The following is a 19,063-nucleotide window of genomic DNA, read 5'->3' on the forward strand; positions in this document are numbered from 1 at the left end:
CGTCAACCTCTCCAACCGCCCAGCCACCAACGCTTACGCTTACTGAAACTCAACTTTTGTCAGTCCACTAGGATTGAAACACACTCAACTTCTCAGCAGCGGAAGTAGCCGGGTCGTAGTGGAGGCTGCCAAGTAGACATCATTAGATTTGGGCGAGTGACGCACCGGGTATTGCCGAAATCAAGCTGCGGGTGTAGTCGTTTTGAGGGTTGGTGTAGAGATCGTCGGCAGTCGCAATTTCTTCGATGCGACCGCGATTCATCACCATAATGCGATCGCTAATAAACTTGACCACACTCAAATCGTGGGAAATAAACAGGTAGCTGAGCTCGAACTCCGCTTGCAAATCTTTGAGGAGATTGAGCACCTGCGCCTGCACCGAAACATCTAGCGCCGACACCGACTCGTCACAGATAATTAACTGAGGAGACGAAGCCAGAGCGCGGGCAATACATACGCGCTGCCGCTGTCCGCCCGAAAACTCGTGGGGCATGCGGCGCAACACCGAACCGTCTAGACCCACTTTCTCCAATAGTTCGGCGGCCTTTTGGCGACGTTCGGCGCGATTGCGGCCAATGCCGTGCAAATCCATCGGCTCCATCACCGACGCCCCCACCGACATGCGGGGATCGAGGGAGCTAAAGGGATCTTGGAAAATAATTTGCAGGTGTTTGCGCAGCGATCGCAGGCGGCGATCGGAGAGGGTCGCGAGGTCATCGCCGTCGTAGATGACTTCTCCCGCCGTGGGCCGAATCAACTGCAGAATCGATCGCCCCAAGGTGGATTTGCCGCAGCCAGATTCCCCCACCAAGCCCAACGTTTCCCCCGGATACAAATCGAAACTGACATCGTCAACGGCTTTGACAACGCCGGTTTGGCGACCGAACACCCCTTGCCGCACGGGGAAATAGGTTTTGAGGTGGCGCACCTGCAGCAGAGGCTTTTGGGTTCGCAAACGAGCCAGTCGCACCTCCAGTTCGCTGCGGCTCATTTCGGCATCCAGGAGCGCCTGACGCACCGAACCGGCCCGTTTCTCCACAATGTCGAGGGTCCCGTCGGACCGTTCTTTTACCTCCATGAAATCGGCGGTGGTGGGCAGCACTTTCATGCGCCGATCGAGGGAGGGGCGGCAGGTGAGTAATCCTTTGGTGTAGGGACTTTGGGGATTGTGAAAGATGTTGGAGACCGTGCCCCGTTCCACCCGCTGACCGCGATACATCACCACCACCGAGTCGGCAATATCGGCAATCACACCCAAATCGTGGGTGATAAATAAAATCGCCATATTGCGTCGCTGCTGTAGTGCCTCTAGCAGTCGCAGGATCTCCGCTTGCACGGTAACATCCAGGGCGGTGGTGGGCTCGTCGGCTATGAGGATTTCGGGATTGCACGAGAGGGCGATCGCAATGGTGACCCGCTGCATTTGTCCCCCCGACAGTTGGTGGGGATAGCGATTTAAGATGCGCTCGGGGTCGGGGAGTTGGACTTCGCGAAACAGGTCGAGGGTGCGCTGTCGAGCCTCGGCCTGACTGACGTTTTCATTGGCAACAATGGTTTCGATGACTTGAAAGCCGCAGGTGTAGACGGGGTTGAGGGCGCTCGTGGGTTCTTGAAACACCATGGCAATGCGATCGCCTCGGTAGGCGCGCATCTGTTCGGAGCTGAGTTCTAACAGATTGACCCTCGCATCGCTGTCGGGGCGATCGCGCAAGTAAGCTGCACCAGAAATTTGCGTGGTGGCAGGGGGCAACAGACCCATAATGGCCAGCGATGTCACTGTTTTGCCCGAGCCCGATTCTCCCACGATGCCTAAGGTCTGACCGGAGGCTAGGTCGAAATCCAGTTGGTTGACGGCTGTTGTGAGGCGATCGTGCGATCGAAATGCAATCTTTAAATCGCGCACGCTCAAGATTGGCTCTTTCATAAATACTTCGCAGCCATCAGCACAAGGATTGCAACCAGGGTACCCCAACTGACCGATCGCTGTAGACGGCTCCGAGGGGTCAGCAGATGACTTTGCTGCAGACAGAGCTTTTTTTTAAACAGTTCCGCGATCGCCTTTCCATCCAGCAGGCACAACAACAGCCTTAGAGGCACATTTGCAGACTGCGACCGCCCCTCAGAGCACAGATGACACCTTCGGTTGACATATCCTAAACTTTACAATAAATCTAAGACCCTGTTACCGCCCGCCCTCATGCTTCTCAGGCAACTATGCAATCTCCTACCGCAACTAGCCCCTTAGAAGCTTTTCTTCAGCAACCCAACATTGAAGCGTCTCCTGCATGGGAGTTCTTTCACGGACGCGCCCAACAGAAGCCCATACCAACGCTTTTTCACTCCCGCCTCCAACACAACCTCGTTAACGCGATTAACAATCAAACCAAAGCCTACGAAGCTATCCAAGAACTCCGCTGCATCGTCCCACCCTTCTCTCCCGTACCTGACATTGCGGTTGTTAAGATCGATCGTCTCTCACAGGAGGATGGTCCGTTGCAAGGCCCACCGGACTGGCTGATTGAAATTCGCTCCCCCGAGCAAAGCACATTGGATCTACAGAGTAAAGTTCTGCACTGTTTGAGCAACGGGACTGAGCTCGTCTGGCTCATCGATATTCAGCGCCAGCAAATTTGGGTTTGGCAGGATCGAGAGCTACCCATGATTTATTCCGGTACTGACGTACTTCCCACCCTCGGCAGCATTTCAAACTTGACTGTGGCAACTGCGATCGCAATGACCCAGCAGCAATGAACCCATTATGAGGAGCGGGGAAGTGCCCCCAGCATTGGAGGAAGAGAACCGAACGCCAGATTGAGGATTTGAGGCTGTTTCTCCCCTCTCCCGAGGGAGAGGGGCCGGGGGTGAGGGCAATGCAGCGCCATCGAACTCAGATATTGACAGACTGCGATCGCTCCTCAAAGATTGCGATCGCCCCTCAGAGCACAGATGACTCTCCTCGCCCAAACTGGCGAGAGGAGCTAGGGGTGGGGACCTTTAAAAACTGCTCCTGCAAACGCTCCGCATGCTTCACCAACCGCTTGTACCAGCGCAACTTAATCTCCTTCACCTCGCGATCGCTCAACCGCCAATCCACCCCAGAAGCCCGCAACTTGCAGGTCAAATCGTACAGACAAATCGCCGCACTCACCGACAAATTAAAACTCTCCGTAAACCCATACATCGGAATCGCCAAACGGCGATCGGCATACTGCAGAGCATACTCGCTCGCCCCCTCCAACTCATTGCCAAACAGCAATGCCACCTTTCCCCCCACCCCCACCTCCGGCAACTGCATACTGTCCCCATGAGGTGTAGTCGCATAAATCGTATATCCCCGCTCCTTCAACCAGCCAAAACAAGTCTCCGTGTTATTCACCTCCGGCTGCCGATAGCGAATCACATCCACCCACTTCGACGCCCCCCGCGACACCGACGGATTGACATCGTACTCGTAGCGATTCTCCACCACGTGAAAATCCTGCACCCCAAAACAATCGCAACTGCGCACCACTGCACTGGCATTGTGGGGTTTTAGAATATCCTCCACCACCACCGCAATGTGGCGGGTGCGCTGGGCCAACACCTCCTCCATCCGCGATCGCTTGTGCTCCGTCACAAACTGCGCAAAATAATCAATCAGAGCCTCTAACGTGCGATCGTCCATTGACATCCCCATGCGTTTCCCCAGCCTAAGCCAGAATACCTGCATCTCTCGCAAGCCTACAGGCTCAATCAACTAGAATCCCTGTCCTGTAAGGAGTTGACGCCTGTTAATAGGAGCCTTGAAACGTGACAGGCTGCTGCTTGTGGAAAAGCTCTAGAACCAAGTCTTTGTAAGGCTTTAAGACACCGTTCAAAAATGGCAATGGGCAATTCGGGGTAAACTCGCAGGGGCAGCTAGGTTGATTTAAAATTATTGAAGAATTAGTATATTTACCGACAGTGGATGGCGAGCTTTACAGCAAGTTACGCACATTAATATTTGAGCAAACGTAATTCCTCAAGGTTGATTTATGCTGACACTAACCGAAAAGTACGAGCGCGATGGCTTCATTGGTCCCATTCAAGCATTTAGCCCCGATCGCATGAGCCAGTTGCTTGACGAACTTGAAAGGGATGTATTTGCTAAGAAAGGAATTGCTTTCAGTCGAAATAGACATTTGGATCTCAGTTCAGTCGATCTACTTTGTCAATCATCAGTTATTTATGAAAGTATCGAGCAAATTCTTGGCAAAGATCTGACGTTGTGGAGATCCAATTTTTTTGCCATGAAACAAGGCATGGGACTAGGCTGGCATCAAGACCAATATAATACCTTAATAGAAGATACAGCCAAACAGGTTTCGGTTCACTTGGGGATTACACAATCTTTTCCCGATAACTGCCTGTCAGTCATACCGGGTTCGCACAAATGGCCATCATCTGAATTGAAGCAGAAAGGATTCACATTAATACCGGGCACTGAAAAAGATTCCTATGGAACGCCTCATTTCGAGAGAGAGCCACAGATAGAAATTAATAAGGTTCCTATTTTGCTACAACCTGGAGAGTTCATTGTTTTTCATCCCCAACTCATGCATGGATCGATCGATCGTAAGGCATCTAATCATTCTCATGAAATGAGTCAGAGGTTTAAGAAAACATCTCCAATCTCCAAAGCTTTGCACAAGCTTAGTCGGGCCATGGAATCTTGGAACGATCGGCCTCATAGCGAAAAAAAGAACCCCTCGACAGTCCGTTTGGCCTTGGGAATGCGGGTCACAACGCCAGAGGTTGAAGTATATCCAAAGGCATTCCAACAGACTCTACCAAGAGTTGATAAATGTGTCCCCCTCACAGGAGAAACCAAGAAGTACGAAGATGAAATCAAAAATTACATGACAACAGAGGTGTGAAGGCAATGGAATCATCTTTGAGTCAAAAAGTCATCGTTTTGACCGGTGCAAGTCGTGGCATCGGTAGAGCAGTAGCGATTGGTTTGAGCAAAGACGAGGCAAAACTAGTATTAATTGCACGCTCTGAAGCCGCTCTTCAGGAAACCATTGCGCTTTGTCATGGAGAACATGACTATATCGTGGGTGATGTCCGATCGGAATCTAATGTGAAGGAACTATTCGATTTGGTGAAATCAAAACATGACAGACTCGACATGCTAATCAACAATGCTGGAGTCCATCCAAATCAGGAATTCTTAAAGATGGAGCACGATGATTGGCTCAACACGATTGGGATTAATTTATTTGGGGTAGCGCTATGTACTCGTCATGCATTAATGCAGCATATAATCCCTCAAGAGCGCGGCAAAATAGTCAATATTGTTTCTCGACAGGCGATGGCCCCTGTTAAGGGAAGTTCCGCTTACTCTGTCTCGAAAATGGGAGTCAGCATTCTCACTAAAGCCCTAGCCGTCGAATTAGAACCTCATCACTACAGCAATATTTCTATATGCGATTTTATCCCTGGGCCAACGAAGACAAGTATGTGTCCTGGAGGCCAACCTCCCGAGAATGTCTATCCAATGCTGAGAAATATTTTAGCGATGCCAGCATCGAGAACCCATGGGAAAATATTTCTGAGAGATAAACTATACAATTATTGCGATTCTTCAAGCAGCACCGAGACTTGGAAAGATGGCATCCTGAAAATCCTCAACTTTATTCGTGGAAGATAGTTGTAATTCTATGATGTGTAAAAGCTATTCATTTATGTATGCATTGGATGTAAAGTGACTTCTTCCTTACAAAGACCAGTAGTCTCTGCGATCGTTCCCGCCTACAATGCCAGTCAATATATTGAGGAATGTATTCAGTCGGTACTCGATCAAACTGAGGATAATCTTGAAATAGTTATTGTTGATGATGCATCAAGTGACAATACAGTTAGCGTCATACAGCAGTTTAAGGATGAGCGCATCCGTCTCTTCTGTTTGGAACGCAACCGCGGTGTCTCAGCAGCACGAAACTTTGCGATAGCACAAGCGCGAGGGGAATGGGTTGCTTTATTGGATGCTGATGACTTCTGGAAACCTTCTAGAATCCAAGAGCTATTGATTCAAGCCCAAAAGTCGGATGTTGATGCGATCGCAGATAACATTATCCTATACGGTAGAAAATTATCGAGAAACAACTTTAAGGCCCATAAACTTCTCTTTTCTGATAGCTTTTTTGAGGCCGAGCCCTACTTTCTGACAGCCAAAGAATTTATCATAGGCAATATGCCCGGTCCTGGCAATCCAATGATGGGTCTCATCAAGCCCATCTTTAAAAAAGAGTTCCTAGCCGAAAATAATATCACCTTTAACGAAGAGATCGCTTATTGCGAAGATACACTATTTTATTTTGAGGCTTTGATGAATGGTGCAAAGCTACAAGTTGTACCTCAAGCTTACTATTTTTATCGCAGACACGAATCGAGCACAACCCGTTCAAGAGAAGCAATGTTAGGGTTGCGGCAAAGAATATCGTCTAGTTTATATCTTAAGAAGAAATATAGAGACAGTACTATTATTTCAGCCATCGATCGAAGACATCGAGCTTTAATGCGTATCTATGCCTATCATGCAGTCAAAGAAAATACTCGCAATCGTCGATTGACAGAGATCGTTAGAGATTTTAGAGGCGATCCAATTCAATTTTTCCTTTATTTTTTACATACTTTAAACTTGCTTTCTTATCGATGGAAGAAGAGATTTTTTTTATAAACTAAAAATCTCTTCTAGAAATGAGTAAAATTAATTATTTGACTATATGATTGTTTTTCTTAGAGCCTGTGTTTGCTAATCTCTATCTTGCCGTTTTGGAGTATTAATATGGAAGTTTTTGATAATACACCATTTTTCATAGTTGGCTCCGATCGCTCGGGCACAACCATGCTCAGATTAATGCTGAACATGCATTCTCGTTTACGCATTCCTAGAGAATCCTGGTTCATTCCTGAGCTAATGGATAGTTTTTCTATCGATCGACCTCTCACACCCCAAGAAGTCAAAGATGCCTTTCAACTAATTGCCAATCATCGTCGATGGCAAGAATGGGAGATTTCCAATGATGAATTGATGGCTGTGTTAACAAATTTAAATCAACCCACATTGTCTGAGTTGATTGATGCAATCTTCCGCCACTGTAGTAACCCACTAGGCAAACCTCGCTGGGGAGACAAGACACCTAAGTACGTTCATGAAGTGCTTCGCTTGCACGAGCTGTTCCCGAACGCCAAGTTTATACATGTCATCCGCGATGGCCGCGATGTCTGTCTTTCTTTAGGAGGAGTTGGTTGGTACGGCCACTCAATTGAGGATATCGCAAATTATTGGAGTCATTCGGTAACGTCGGGCATATCTGCGGGGAACGAGCTCGGCGGCAAGTATTATTTGCAGATAAACTATGAAGATTTAGTTCTCAAAACGGAAGCAATGCTTAAAAATATCTGTCATTTTTTGGGCGAACATTACGAGCCAGAATTAAATCACTTCTACCTCAAGTCAAGTGGCGAGATATCGCCTTGGGAAAAAGAGAACTCTATACATTCTAAGGTTAGTCGTCCCCCCAGTCCTTCAGATATTAATCGTTGGAAAACAGCGATGAGTAAAGTTCATTTGGCAATCTTTGAGGCTTACGCAGGTTCTGCCATGGATACGGTAGGTCAGAAAAGATACTTCTCTGGCCTATTGCGCCCTCTACCGTTAATTGCCAGAACGGTGCGAGGATCTACTTTGATTCAAAAAGATCTGAAATCAGTTCTTCCTCTTTCCATTAGAGATAACCTTAGAAAGACTATAAAATCATTTTCTCAAATTAAATGAAGACATAGACGGCATTGCATCCCGACCGTGGGGTTGAAGTAAATCGTCCAACGCGGGACCGATAGGGATGATTCCGCCTGGATTTAACGGAAATAGGGCACCGTAATAGTCTCGATTGAAAGCCTCAAAATCGCAGGTTTCTGCAATGCCCGGTAACTGATAGAGTTCGCGGACATATCCCCACAGATGAAGATAATCTCGAATGCGCTTGCGATTGCATTTGAACAGACCGTGGTACACCACATCGAAGCGGATCGAGGTCGTGAACAAGCGCACGTCAGCCAAGGTGAGGCGATCGCCGCATAAGTATCGCTGCTTGGAGAGGGCGAGCTCGATCGCCTCCAAAGTCTCAAATAATTCGCTGCAGGCAGTGTCGTAAGCCGCTTGAGTTTGGGCAAACCCGCAGCGATATACGCCGTTATTGACTGTGTCATAAATGCGCTCGTTCCAGCGATCGCAATCCTCTCTTAACGCTTCGGGATAGAGATCCAAATCGGGGCGATCGGCAAAGTCATTAAAGGCTGCATTCAAGATCTCGATAATCTCCGAGCTCTCGTTATTGACGATCGCCTTTTGCTCGCAATCCCACAACACCGGCACCGTGCAGCGTCCGCTATAGCCCCGTTCCGCCAACTGATACAGCTCTGCCAGCGACCGGCATCCCTCGGGATCGTCAGACAAGGCCCATCCTCCTCGGCTGGCATCGGCAGCGGCGATTGTCACCGCAATCGTGTCCTCTAAGCCTTTCAGCGCCCTGACCAATAAGGTTCGGTGCGCCCAAGGACAACTGGAGCCGACGTAAAGGCGATATCGACCGGCGGCTGGAGGAAAGGGATGACCTGCTGAGTTCTCGATAACAGCGCGAAATTGGCTGGGGGCTCGTACAAATGCGCCCTTGCGATCGGAGGGGGCCAAGCTCGACATCATGGTTTTCCACATCGCGGTCCACACGAACTTGCCGAGACCGATGATGGCGTTAGGGGGTAAGGATTTGCCCTTCTTCTGGCGGTGCGGGCGGGAATGTTGGGTTTGATTCATGGCGTTGGTGTATGAGGTAGAGAACCGGCGGCTTTACGATTTAGATACATTGCTGACTGACAGTCCGCTGTCATTGAAGGGCAGTTCGCAATCTTCAGTGGTAGGACAAGTAAGTGGGTTTCAATCCGCGAATAGTTCTGCCAACTTTGCCAGAACTGCCTCCTGCTCTGCGAGGCTAATGCTGCCCTGACAGCGGATTAATCGTGACCGATCGACCGTGCGGATTTGGTCCAAAACAATAAAACCGTTTTTCCCGTTGAACTGGCAGGGAATGCGAGTGGGATAGGTCTTACCGCCAGTGGTCATGGGAGCTACAATTGCCGTTCGAAGGTGGCGATTGGCCTCATTGGGAGAGATGGCCAGACAGGGGCGCGTTTTCCGAATTTCGCTGCCAACAGTGGGGTCGAGATTGACTAGATACACCTCAAATCGTTTGACTACCATTCCCATTCCGTTTCATCCCAGTCCGACAGACTGCCATCGTGACTATCGAGTAACCGATCGTCGCCGTTGGCTGCCATCAAGGCAAAGGCTTCATCCCATCCTTCGCGGGCCTTGCGTGCAGACTGAATTACGATGCGCCCATCTCGAACGCCAATCTCTACATCCCCAGCAATCCCCGCCTGCTCTAGCAATGGCTTAGGGACTCGGAACCCTTGGGAGTTACCAATGGAGATCAGGCGCGATCGGATGCTGGCAACCATAATTTTGCTTCCCACTTTCGGGCAGAATAGTAGTTACATTGTAGTTACTATATGCGAAGTTTTAAAGACGAGTGCTCCAAAGCTTGTCCCCACTCTACCCATCAGAATTCGAGCTGCCAGTCCCACAGGACAATCCGCTACCGATGGCACCGTCCGATAGGATTGGAGTTATGACAGATTCAGCCACCATCGATCCCACATGGGCCCAAGGCACCACTGCCCCTCTGACCATTACCGCCCTGACCAATCGCGGTGACGGCATCGGCCATCTCGATGGTCGCGCCGTCTTCGTCCCCAACACCGTACCGGGAGATAAAATTCTCGTGCGCCTGGTGCGGGTCAAGCCCTCTCACGCCTTCGGCACCGTTCGCCAAATCCTGCAGAACTCTCCCCAACGCATTCGGCCCACCTGTATCGTGGCCGATAAATGTGGCGGCTGTCAGTGGCAACCGGTAGACTATGGAGCGCAATTAGAGGCAAAAGAGCAATTTGTCCGAGACGCGATCGTCCGCATCGGCCACCTAGACCTACCCGAAATCGTCCCCATCCTACCTGCCCCCTCCCCCTTCCGCTATCGCAACAAAGTTACCTATCCCATCACCTCCGGCACCACTTCTCCCCTCAAAGTTGGCTACTACCGGCGAGGCAGCCACCGACTAGTCAACCTCAATCAATGCCCCGTCCAAGACGAGCGCCTCGACGCAGTTCTACAAAGGGTTAAAGCAGATTTACAAGCCACCGGATGGCAGCCTTACAACGAACGCACCCATCGCGGCAAACTGCGTCACCTCAGCCTGCGCATCGGTCGCCGTACTGGCCAAATCCTATTGACCCTCGTCTCTACAACCGACAAACTCCCTGATTTACAAAACCTAGCCACCATCTGGCTCGATCACATTCCCCAGATGGCAGGGATCTGCCTCAACCTCAACCCCAAACGCACTAATGCCATCTTCGGTTCCAACACCACTTGCATTGCCGGTCGAGCAGAAATCCAAGACCAATTTGCCGGTCTGACATTGGCGATCGACAGCACATCCTTCTTTCAGGTTTACGCCGAACAAGCCGAACGGCTTTTAACCTGGATCGTCGAACAACTCGATCTACAGGGAAATGAAACCCTCGTAGACGCCTATTGCGGCATTGGCACCTTCACATTACCGCTGGCACAACGGGTCAAACAGGCAATCGGTATTGAGGTTGCACCCACTGCCGTGCGGTTGGCCCGAACCAATGCACAGCTCAATGCGATCGCTAACGTCGAGTTCCTCGAAGGTACCGTCGAGTCTCTCTTATCTACCCTGCCCCTCGCCGATCTAGTCTTGCTCGATCCCCCTCGCAAAGGCTGCGATCGCCGCGCCATTGAAGCTCTGCTGTACCGACCCCCTCAACGAATTGTTTATGTAAGCTGCAACCCCGCCACCCTAGCCCGGGATCTCGATCTACTGGTCGAGCGCGGTTCTTACACCCTCAGCTGCCTGCGAGCCGCGGATTTCTTTCCCCAAACATCCCATGTGGAAACCGTAGCCTTTCTCACCCATTCGTGACGGTCAGCCCTGCCCAGCCGGATAGAGTAGATATCGAGGCGAATATATGCTGCTGTTGAGGATGCCCGATGAACTGGACGCCTAGTGGTCCTCCTAAGACTGTCATTCCGCAGAAAGGGGTAGGTACGGCCTACGGACTGTGGTGCTTGAGCTTTTTTGGCTTATGCGGCATCCACCGCATCTATGCCGGTAAATATGTGACGGGGATCGTTTGGCTTCTCACCCTCGGCTTGTTCGGCCTCGGCCAATTCATCGACCTCTTTCTCATCCCAGATATGGTAAACGATTTCAACTTGCGACAGCGGGGCCTATATGCCAGTCTGCAACCTTCTAACCTACAACCTCCTGCACCCAAGCCAGTTCCGTTGAAGGGAGAAGCCTTGATGCGGCGCATCCTACAGCTCGCCGCAAAACGGCAGGGAGTGTTAACGGTCACTGAGGCGATCGCGGCACTCGAAGAAGCAGAATTTGACGATATTGAAGCCGCCTTTCTCGAACTAGAGCTGCGGGGCTATGCTGCGAGCGAGAATGATTTTGATACGGGAGTCGTTCTTTACCGCTTTACACAGCTAGACCGCTAAGCCAGTCCTGCCGAGCCTTTGCTCTCAGCTAGTTGTTTGAAGAAGCAAACAAAAAACAGCGACTTCGATAATAGGGTCGAAGTCGCTGTCTGAAAACTGAGTTGTAGAAATCAATCTGAGCTAAAGTGCAAGTCAGCCTTACCTTAACTTAACTCGCGTCCTCATCTTGCCCGAGCAACTGAGCCAGTTGGCTTAATCCTTTCTTGACTTGGCGAGACACCGTTACAGCACTGATATTCAACCGCACGGCTGTCTCTTTCTGAGTGAGATCGTAGAGGAAGACAAACTCTAAAATTTTGCAGGTTCGCTCTTCCAACTGCGACATGGCTTGACGCAAGCGAAGCTGATCCTCCTGGGCCAATTGGAAGCTCTGGTAGCGGGCATCGGGAACAATATCTCCGAGCGAGCTGCCCTCGCTGTCAGATTGACGCACGGGGGCATCGAGACTGAGGGTAGACTGATTTTGCTTCGCCACTTGGAACTGCTGCCATTCATCGGGGGTCAGTTCCATCGCTTCCCGCACTTCCGACTCGAATGGAGACCGACCGAGCTCCTGACGCAATTGAGCCACCACTTTCTTACTGCGGTGCAGCAGTGCCGACCAACGGCGGGGAATGCGCACTGTGGGGCTCTTGTCGCGCAAGTAGTGTTGAATCTCGCCGCGAATATAGGGCATTGCAAAGGAGCTAAAGGCCAAGCCCCGAGACAGGTCAAACCGTTCGATCGCCTGAATCAAGCCAATACAGCCAATCTGCATCAGATCGTCATAATTCTCTTGGCACTGATGTTTCCAGTGATGGGCCTCTTTGCGAACTAGACCCAGATTCATTTCCACCAGGCGATTGCGAACAGTCGCAGAGCGGGTCTTATTGTATTGCTGCAAAAGCTCGATCGTTTTCGCCTTCAGCTCGCTATCGCGGGAGCTCACCCTGCCTCTTGCTTTGCGCTTTGGCAAGCTACTCACTTGTCCGGGGGCACCGGATACCAGATTTGCAGGGGCATTTACCATTAGATTTCATCCTTCGCGGAACGGTAGTTTGAGGGCGAGGCCGCAAGGCAAATGACATCCCCGGACCCGTGTGTAGCACCTGTATATCTAAGTCATGACGTCTTCATGGCAAACCCAACAACCTACCTTCATCAGTTGCCGTACAAACTTCCAAACAGGAAGCTATACGCGAGATTACCGACGGCGGAACTCGGTTCAATGCAGCCCCATTGCGGGTAGTTCAAAAGACCCGTTAAAGCCCGAGAACTCAGCAATGGCTGCTAGACTTCGATGTCGCGTTAAGTTAGCCCGGTCGCTACCGACTCAGAACCAACTGGATTAAATATTCATTTGCAAATGCTAAGTGAATGCAAATAATATAATCAGCTATCCAAGATGCGTATATCAGTGAATCCACGGAGATACCACCTGCAAGTTGGAGGATTTCAGGATATTTCCCGATCCTCCCTCCCCCGCCCCCTAGAGAGAGAGTCCGAAACCTTACAGACATAGACATAGGAGTTAGGAATCAATCAGCTCCTCTAAAAATATAGAGTGACATCTAAATGTGAACTTTTCGTTAAGGCATCAAAATTCCACATCAACATCCATTGCCAGTTAAATTGTTTTTGTTTGTCGCACCTGAAACATTGCCTATGTAGCCTCTTAGTATGTATCGGATTATGCAGACAGAAGTTGAGACAAATGGTCCTTCAAAACAGTCGGTCGTCCCCGTTCGGCGATCGCGCCATTGGCCAGCAGGATGGCACCATCAGCCCAATCCAGTTCCTCCAAACGATGGGTAATCCACAAAGCAGAGAGACCCTGCGTATCCACGAGCTGGCGAACCTGGCGAATGAGGTCGCGCTGACTGTCGGGATCGAGTAAAGCGGTCGGCTCGTCGAGCAGGAGCAAGCGGCTGCGGCGGGCTAGCGCCCCCGCGATCGCCACCCGGTGTTTTTGCCCTCCGCTGAGGGCATAAATGGGTCGACGCATCAAATGGAGCAAGCCCACACTATCGAGTGCGGCCCCCACCCGCTGACGAATGGCAATCTGTGAAAGGGCTTCCCCCGCCAAGCCAAACGCCACATCGGCTCCTACGGTTGGCATGACCAACTGTCGATCGGGGTTTTGAAACACGTAGCCGAGTGGGCGATCGAGCTGAATCGAGCTACCCTCGGGAATCTCCAATAGTCCGCTCATCAACTGCAATAGCGTAGACTTACCGCTGCCATTGGCTCCTAACAGCATCCAGAGCTCGCCGCGCGGCACCTGCAGGCAAAGGTTCTTCAATATAGGGTCGTGCTGGGGCCAAGCGTAAGTCAGATCGACAATATCAATGGCATAGGGGCGAGTGGGTGACTCGGGCAGGCATGATGCATCCATAAGCAGTTGGCGATCGATCGCTAAAGCGGGGAATGAAGCGTTACTAGCCCAATCAGATTGGCAGATCGAGTGGGCCGGTTTCAGTTTGGCAGAAACCGCCTGCCTGCTGCCCGACGCAGAGAGGCTGCAGTCCACCTAACCCAGCAAGGCATGAGATGGAGCTGCAATACTCGGAACTGGCGGAATCCTTGGTTTATTTATCTTCGAGCTGTGCGAAGAATCCGGCGCGGCTGCCGGTCGCCCCCGTTTTGGACGTTTTCGGCGTTAGTTGTACGGCAGCTATCTGCTCTATTAAAACAGTCGCCTTCTTCTCAGTGCGCTCGCAGCTCAATTCTAAGATTCCCGATTTTCCCTGCGCGATCGCATCGACCACCTGACGATAGACCTTCTCGGCGTCCTGCTCCTCTTTGCGCTGCACTGCCAGAATGGCCGAGCTGCCTTTGATCGTGAGTTCGATGGTATACATAGAGTCCGCAAAAAAACTGTAATGACCTGCTTTTCCAGTATTGCAGGTTGCCCTCTCAGTTGAATGGCGATCGCACTGGCTTGCTGCCGTTGAGCGATCCCCGCTTTGCTGTTGGGAGAATCCACTCCAGTCCCGTCTAGATAAAGCCTTGAGATATTTTTCTCTATGCCAAAACGGGTGTGTTACAATACGATTCGCTCGCTCCTCGAAGGGTGAGTTCTCTGCCAAAATCTTCCCTTAAAATAAGGTTGTTCTCGAAAAACACCATTCTGCGGCAAGATTTGGAAGGCCCCTTCAATTCCCATCCTTTGGGTGGAGTTGCCTATAGCGAGCGCCTGTAGCTCAGTGGACTAGAGCACGTGGCTACGGACCACGGTGTCGGAGGTTCGAATCCTTCCAGGCGCGTTAAACCCTCAGCATCTGTCGAGCTGAGGACGGTTAACCGTCCTCGGTTTGGCTGGAAAGCTGTGTTACGATCGACTTTACCAGCCGCTTGCAGGTAAGGGGATCGCGAGTATGTTCGAACGCTTTACAGAGAAAGCTATTAAGGTCATCATGTTGGCCCAGGAAGAAGCTCGGCGACTCGGGCATAACTTTGTCGGAACCGAGCAGATCTTATTGGGCTTGATTGGCGAAGGCACGGGGGTTGCCGCCAAAGTCCTGAAATCGATGGGTGTCAATTTAAAAGATGCCCGCATTGAGGTGGAGAAAATTATTGGGCGCGGCTCTGGATTTGTCGCGGTCGAAATTCCATTCACGCCTCGGGCCAAGCGGGTTTTAGAGCTATCGCTGGAAGAGGCCCGTCAGCTAGGCCACAACTATATCGGCACCGAACATCTCCTGTTGGGGCTGATTCGCGAAGGAGAGGGTGTGGCCGCCCGCGTCTTGGAGAACTTGGGCGTCGATCTGTCTAAAGTTCGCACCCAAGTGATTCGGATGTTGGGCGAGACTGCCGAGGTCTCGTCTACGGGATCGTCAGGGCGCACCAAGACCCCAACCCTGGATGAATTTGGCACGAATCTGACGCAACTGGCGAATGATGGCAAGCTCGACCCCGTGGTGGGTCGCCAAAAAGAAATCGAGCGAGTGATTCAGATTCTCGGTCGCCGCACCAAAAATAATCCGGTCTTGATTGGAGAGCCCGGTGTCGGCAAAACCGCGATCGCCGAAGGCTTGGCCCAACGGGTGATTCAAGGGGATATTCCAGATATTCTCGGCGAAAAGCGGGTTGTCACCCTCGATATCGGTCTGTTGGTGGCCGGCACGAAGTATCGGGGGGAGTTTGAAGAGCGGCTCAAGAAGATCATGGATGAGATTCGCTCTGCCGGAAACATCATTCTGGTGATTGACGAAGTCCATACCCTGATTGGGGCGGGGGCGGCTGAAGGGGCGATCGATGCTGCCAATATCCTCAAGCCCGCTCTGGCTCGCGGCGAGTTGCAGTGCATCGGTGCCACCACATTGGACGAGTACCGCAAGCACATCGAGCGGGATGCCGCTTTAGAACGCCGCTTCCAACCGGTGTTGGTGGGCGAACCGTCGGTATCGGAAACCATCGAAATTCTGTTTGGGCTGCGGGAGCGTTACGAAGAGCACCACAAGCTCAAAATCACCGATAACGCCTTGGATGCTGCTGCCAAGCTATCCGATCGCTACATTTCCGATCGCTTCTTGCCCGACAAGGCGATCGACCTGATTGACGAAGCTTCCTCCCGCGTGCGCCTGATCAATTCCCAATTGCCTCCGGCGGCCAGGGAATTGGATGAAGAATTGCGGCAACTGCTCAAAGATAAAGATGATGCAGTTCGGGGGCAGGACTTCGATAAAGCGGGCGAACTGCGCGATCGCGAGATGGAAATCAAGCAGGAGATCCGCGCGATCGCTGCTGCCAAGCGGGCTGAAATGGCCGATCGGGAAGAAATTCCCAATGTGGATGAAGAGGATATTGCCCATGTGGTCAGTTCCTGGACGGGGGTACCGGTTTCTAAGCTGACCGAGACCGAGTCCAAGCGCCTCTTGGAAATGGAAGGCACCCTCCACAACCGCATCATCGGTCAGGACGAAGCGGTGCGCGCGATTTCTCGGGCCATCCGCCGCGCTCGCGTCGGCCTCAAAGACCCCAATCGTCCCATTGCCAGCTTTATCTTCTCCGGTCCCACGGGTGTCGGTAAAACCGAGCTGACTAAGGCATTAGCCGCTTACTTCTTCGGCTCCGAAGATGCCATGATCCGTCTAGACATGTCGGAGTTTATGGAGCGCCACACTGCCTCCAAGCTGATTGGCTCTCCTCCTGGCTATGTGGGGTACAACGAGGGCGGTCAGTTGACCGAAGCGGTTCGCCGCCGTCCCTACACCGTCGTCCTGTTCGACGAAATCGAGAAGGCGCACCCCGATGTCTTCAACATGCTGCTGCAAATTCTCGAAGACGGTCGCCTCACTGACGCCAAAGGGCGCACGGTGGACTTTAAAAACACCCTGTTGGTCATGACCTCCAACATTGGTTCGAAGGTGATCGAAAAAGGTGGCGGTTCGTTGGGCTTCGAATTCAACACCGACGAGGACGATGCCAACTACAATCGCATTCGCTCTTTGGTGAACGAGGAGCTGAAGCAGTACTTCCGCCCCGAATTCCTCAATCGTTTGGACGAGGTTATCGTCTTCCGCCAGTTGACGAAGGACGAGGTCAAGGAGATCGCCGATATCCTGCTCAAGGAAGTGTTCGATCGCGTGGCTGAAAGGAATATTGCTCTGACGGTGACCGATCGGTTCAAAGACTTGATTGTGACAGAGGGCTATAACCCCAGTTACGGCGCTCGACCGTTACGTCGTTCCATTCAGCGGTTGATGGAAGATATTCTGGCCGAACAAATCCTTTCCGGGAAGATCGTCGAAGGCAATTCGGCTACTCTCGACCTGGATGAGGATGACAAGCCCAAAGTGATTATGAATGACGAAGAATCGGGTGAAGATCGCGTGCTCGTTTCACAGGGGGCTGAAGGCTAGGTTGAGGGGGGCGTTAGGCTCGATCCTGACGCTCCCATGCCAAGCTAAATCCCTTCCCTCGCCAACAACTGGGTTCATCCCCAAGGTTGGCTATTGTTGAAAGCAATTAATTTTTGCAGCTGCGGAGATTTATGAACGTTCTTCCCTCGCTCCAAGCCATGCAAGCGGCCTATTACGCGGGCAGTTCCCCCATTCGAACTCCCCCCCCCGATCTACCATCCCTACTGCTCAACGAGCGGATTGTTTATTTGGGTCTTCCCCTCGTTCAACAGGCAGATATTGCCATTAATGTGCCGAAGCTGATTATTGCTCAACTGCTGTATTTGCAGTACGACGACCGGTCCAAGCCCATTTATATGTACATCAGCTCGACCGGGACTTACGGCTACGACACCGCCGCTTTTGCGATCGCCGACACGATGAACTATATCGCTCCCCCCGTCCACACCATTTGCATTGGCAAGGCTTACGGTATGGCTGCGATGCTTTTGGCCTCGGGGACAAAGGGCTTGCGTGCCAGTCTGCCCAACGCCAGCATTATGATGCACCAACCGTTTGGCGGCACTCGCGGCCAAGCTACCGACATTCAGATTAAGACTGAGGAGTTGGTGACGATCAAGCACATGATGCTGAATAAATTGGCGACGACGACGGGGCAATCTGTCGAACGGATTGCAAAGGATATCGATCGCTTTTTCTACATGACCCCCGCAGAAGCCAAGGATTACGGTCTGATCGATACGGTGTTGAGCAGTGCCAAAGATCTGCCCGCGCCAGTGGCTGGCATCGCTGGCTAGCGATGCCAGCCACTGAACGCTCGCTTCGGCTTGCGTTTTGCGCGTTCTTGATTTCGAACCCAGATTGTCTAACGAATCGTTGTCGCAACCACAAAGGTATTGAGTCATGCCCATTGGCGAACCTAAAGTCCCCTATCGCATTCCGGGGCAAGCCTATACAGAGTGGATTAGTATCTACAGCCGCCTGCTGCTAGAGCGGATTATTTTTATCGGCGAAGAGATCGACGATATGACCGCTAATGCTGTCGTGGCCCAGATGCTGTATATGGATTCCAGCGACGCCGGTAAAGATATCTTGATGTACATTAACTCCCCCGGCGGCTCGGTCACGGCTGGCTTGGCGATTTACGACACGATGCAGCACATTAAGTCGGATGTGGCGACGGTGTGCGTCGGTTTGGCGGCGTCGATGGGGGCGTTTTTGCTGGCGGCGGGTGCAGAAGGTAAGCGAGTGGCCTTGCCTAACTCCCGCATTATGATCCACCAACCTTCGGGGGGGGGCATGCGCGGACAGGCATCCGATTTGGCGATTCAGGCGAAGGAAGTGCTGCGGGTGAAAACACGTCTCAACAGCATTCTGGCCAAGCACACCAAACAACCCTTGGAGAAGGTCGAGCGGGATGTGGAGCGAGATTTCTACCTGTCGGCGGAGGAAGCCAAGGACTACGGTATTGTCGATACGGTTATTGTCGAGCAGCAGGCTAAGGACTTAGCTACAACATCTGCGCTTTAATCCCACTGACAGCTAACCG

General features: G+C 51.7%; 18 protein-coding genes and 1 tRNA gene. 11 read left to right on the forward strand and 8 right to left on the reverse strand.

What is annotated here, in order from left to right; translation table 11 throughout:
• Positions 1 to 142: 142 nt before the first annotated feature.
• The gene (locus SYN7336_RS04140; RefSeq protein ID WP_017324661.1) at positions 143 to 1,924 is read right to left on the reverse strand and encodes an ABC transporter ATP-binding protein; all 1,782 of its coding nucleotides are present in this window, start codon (positions 1,922 to 1,924) and stop codon (positions 143 to 145) included.
• 290 nt (positions 1,925 to 2,214) lie between these two features.
• Here SYN7336_RS04140 and SYN7336_RS04150 point away from each other — a divergent pair, with 290 nt between their 5' ends.
• On the forward strand, positions 2,215 to 2,751 hold the full coding sequence (locus SYN7336_RS04150) for a Uma2 family endonuclease (protein ID WP_017324663.1): 537 nt from the start codon (positions 2,215 to 2,217) through the stop codon (positions 2,749 to 2,751).
• A gap of 184 nt (positions 2,752 to 2,935) precedes the next feature.
• Here the strand turns inward: SYN7336_RS04150 and SYN7336_RS04155 are convergent, their stop codons facing one another.
• Positions 2,936 to 3,736, reverse strand: coding sequence for an RNA methyltransferase (locus tag SYN7336_RS04155; RefSeq protein ID WP_202951136.1), 801 nt, complete (start codon positions 3,734 to 3,736; stop codon positions 2,936 to 2,938).
• 277 nt (positions 3,737 to 4,013) lie between these two features.
• Here SYN7336_RS04155 and SYN7336_RS04160 point away from each other — a divergent pair, with 277 nt between their 5' ends.
• The 4 genes from SYN7336_RS04160 to SYN7336_RS04175 all read left to right on the forward strand — a co-directional run bounded on the left by SYN7336_RS04160 (position 4,014) and on the right by SYN7336_RS04175 (position 7,801).
• The gene (locus SYN7336_RS04160; RefSeq protein WP_017324665.1) at positions 4,014 to 4,895 is read left to right on the forward strand and encodes a phytanoyl-CoA dioxygenase family protein; all 882 of its coding nucleotides are present in this window, start codon (positions 4,014 to 4,016) and stop codon (positions 4,893 to 4,895) included.
• Between the two features lie 5 nt (positions 4,896 to 4,900).
• Entirely contained in the window at positions 4,901 to 5,671 is a 771-nt protein-coding gene (locus SYN7336_RS27670) for an SDR family NAD(P)-dependent oxidoreductase (protein ID WP_156820021.1), read from the forward strand.
• A 54-nt stretch (positions 5,672 to 5,725) separates the two neighbouring features.
• Positions 5,726 to 6,700 carry a glycosyltransferase family 2 protein gene (locus tag SYN7336_RS24410; protein WP_017324667.1) on the forward strand — a complete coding sequence of 325 codons (975 nt, stop codon included), beginning with the start codon at positions 5,726 to 5,728 and terminating at the stop codon, positions 6,698 to 6,700.
• A 108-nt stretch (positions 6,701 to 6,808) separates the two neighbouring features.
• Positions 6,809 to 7,801, forward strand: coding sequence for a sulfotransferase (locus SYN7336_RS04175; protein ID WP_071590739.1), 993 nt, complete (start codon positions 6,809 to 6,811; stop codon positions 7,799 to 7,801).
• Here SYN7336_RS04175 and SYN7336_RS04180 read toward each other — a convergent pair.
• From SYN7336_RS04180 to SYN7336_RS04190, 3 genes are all read right to left on the reverse strand, one after another.
• A complete protein-coding gene (locus SYN7336_RS04180; protein ID WP_017324669.1) occupies positions 7,781 to 8,839 on the reverse strand; it encodes a glutathione S-transferase family protein in 1,059 nt (352 codons plus the stop codon). The two genes, SYN7336_RS04175 and SYN7336_RS04180, sit on opposite strands and share 21 nt — an antisense overlap.
• A gap of 120 nt (positions 8,840 to 8,959) precedes the next feature.
• On the reverse strand, positions 8,960 to 9,283 hold the full coding sequence (locus tag SYN7336_RS04185; RefSeq protein ID WP_017324670.1) for a type II toxin-antitoxin system PemK/MazF family toxin: 324 nt from the start codon (positions 9,281 to 9,283) through the stop codon (positions 8,960 to 8,962).
• Positions 9,277 to 9,543, reverse strand: a complete 267-nt coding sequence (locus tag SYN7336_RS04190; RefSeq protein ID WP_017324671.1) for an AbrB/MazE/SpoVT family DNA-binding domain-containing protein — start codon at positions 9,541 to 9,543, stop codon at positions 9,277 to 9,279. The genes SYN7336_RS04185 and SYN7336_RS04190 overlap by 7 nt, the downstream gene beginning before the upstream one ends.
• A gap of 170 nt (positions 9,544 to 9,713) precedes the next feature.
• Between SYN7336_RS04190 and rlmD the strand changes: the two genes are divergently transcribed.
• Entirely contained in the window at positions 9,714 to 11,090 is a 1,377-nt protein-coding gene (gene rlmD, locus SYN7336_RS04195; protein WP_017324672.1) for a 23S rRNA (uracil(1939)-C(5))-methyltransferase RlmD, read from the forward strand.
• A 68-nt stretch (positions 11,091 to 11,158) separates the two neighbouring features.
• On the forward strand, positions 11,159 to 11,671 hold the full coding sequence (locus SYN7336_RS04200; protein WP_017324673.1) for an NINE protein: 513 nt from the start codon (positions 11,159 to 11,161) through the stop codon (positions 11,669 to 11,671).
• Positions 11,672 to 11,819: 148 nt separating this feature from the next.
• On the opposite strand, the gene SYN7336_RS04205 is transcribed toward SYN7336_RS04200, so the two are convergent.
• The 3 genes from SYN7336_RS04205 to SYN7336_RS04215 form a co-directional block, all read right to left on the reverse strand.
• Positions 11,820 to 12,680, reverse strand: coding sequence for an RNA polymerase sigma factor SigF (locus SYN7336_RS04205; protein ID WP_017324674.1), 861 nt, complete (start codon positions 12,678 to 12,680; stop codon positions 11,820 to 11,822).
• A gap of 660 nt (positions 12,681 to 13,340) precedes the next feature.
• Positions 13,341 to 14,045 carry an energy-coupling factor ABC transporter ATP-binding protein gene (locus SYN7336_RS04210; protein WP_051039890.1) on the reverse strand — a complete coding sequence of 235 codons (705 nt, stop codon included), beginning with the start codon at positions 14,043 to 14,045 and terminating at the stop codon, positions 13,341 to 13,343.
• A gap of 193 nt (positions 14,046 to 14,238) precedes the next feature.
• On the reverse strand, positions 14,239 to 14,511 hold the full coding sequence (locus tag SYN7336_RS04215; protein WP_017324676.1) for a hypothetical protein: 273 nt from the start codon (positions 14,509 to 14,511) through the stop codon (positions 14,239 to 14,241).
• Positions 14,512 to 14,842: 331 nt separating this feature from the next.
• Here SYN7336_RS04215 and SYN7336_RS04220 point away from each other — a divergent pair.
• From SYN7336_RS04220 to SYN7336_RS04235, 4 genes are all read left to right on the forward strand, one after another.
• Positions 14,843 to 14,916 (forward strand) — tRNA-Arg (locus SYN7336_RS04220).
• 111 nt (positions 14,917 to 15,027) lie between these two features.
• Entirely contained in the window at positions 15,028 to 17,514 is a 2,487-nt protein-coding gene (locus tag SYN7336_RS04225) for an ATP-dependent Clp protease ATP-binding subunit (protein WP_017324677.1), read from the forward strand.
• Between the two features lie 131 nt (positions 17,515 to 17,645).
• Positions 17,646 to 18,311 carry an ATP-dependent Clp protease proteolytic subunit gene (locus SYN7336_RS04230; RefSeq protein WP_017324678.1) on the forward strand — a complete coding sequence of 222 codons (666 nt, stop codon included), beginning with the start codon at positions 17,646 to 17,648 and terminating at the stop codon, positions 18,309 to 18,311.
• Between the two features lie 106 nt (positions 18,312 to 18,417).
• On the forward strand, positions 18,418 to 19,044 hold the full coding sequence (locus SYN7336_RS04235; protein ID WP_017324679.1) for an ATP-dependent Clp protease proteolytic subunit: 627 nt from the start codon (positions 18,418 to 18,420) through the stop codon (positions 19,042 to 19,044).
• Positions 19,045 to 19,063: the final 19 nt, after the last annotated feature.

It is taken from the genome of Synechococcus sp. PCC 7336, from assembly GCF_000332275.1.
Lineage (GTDB): Bacteria > Cyanobacteriota > Cyanobacteriia > Thermostichales > PCC-7336 > PCC-7336.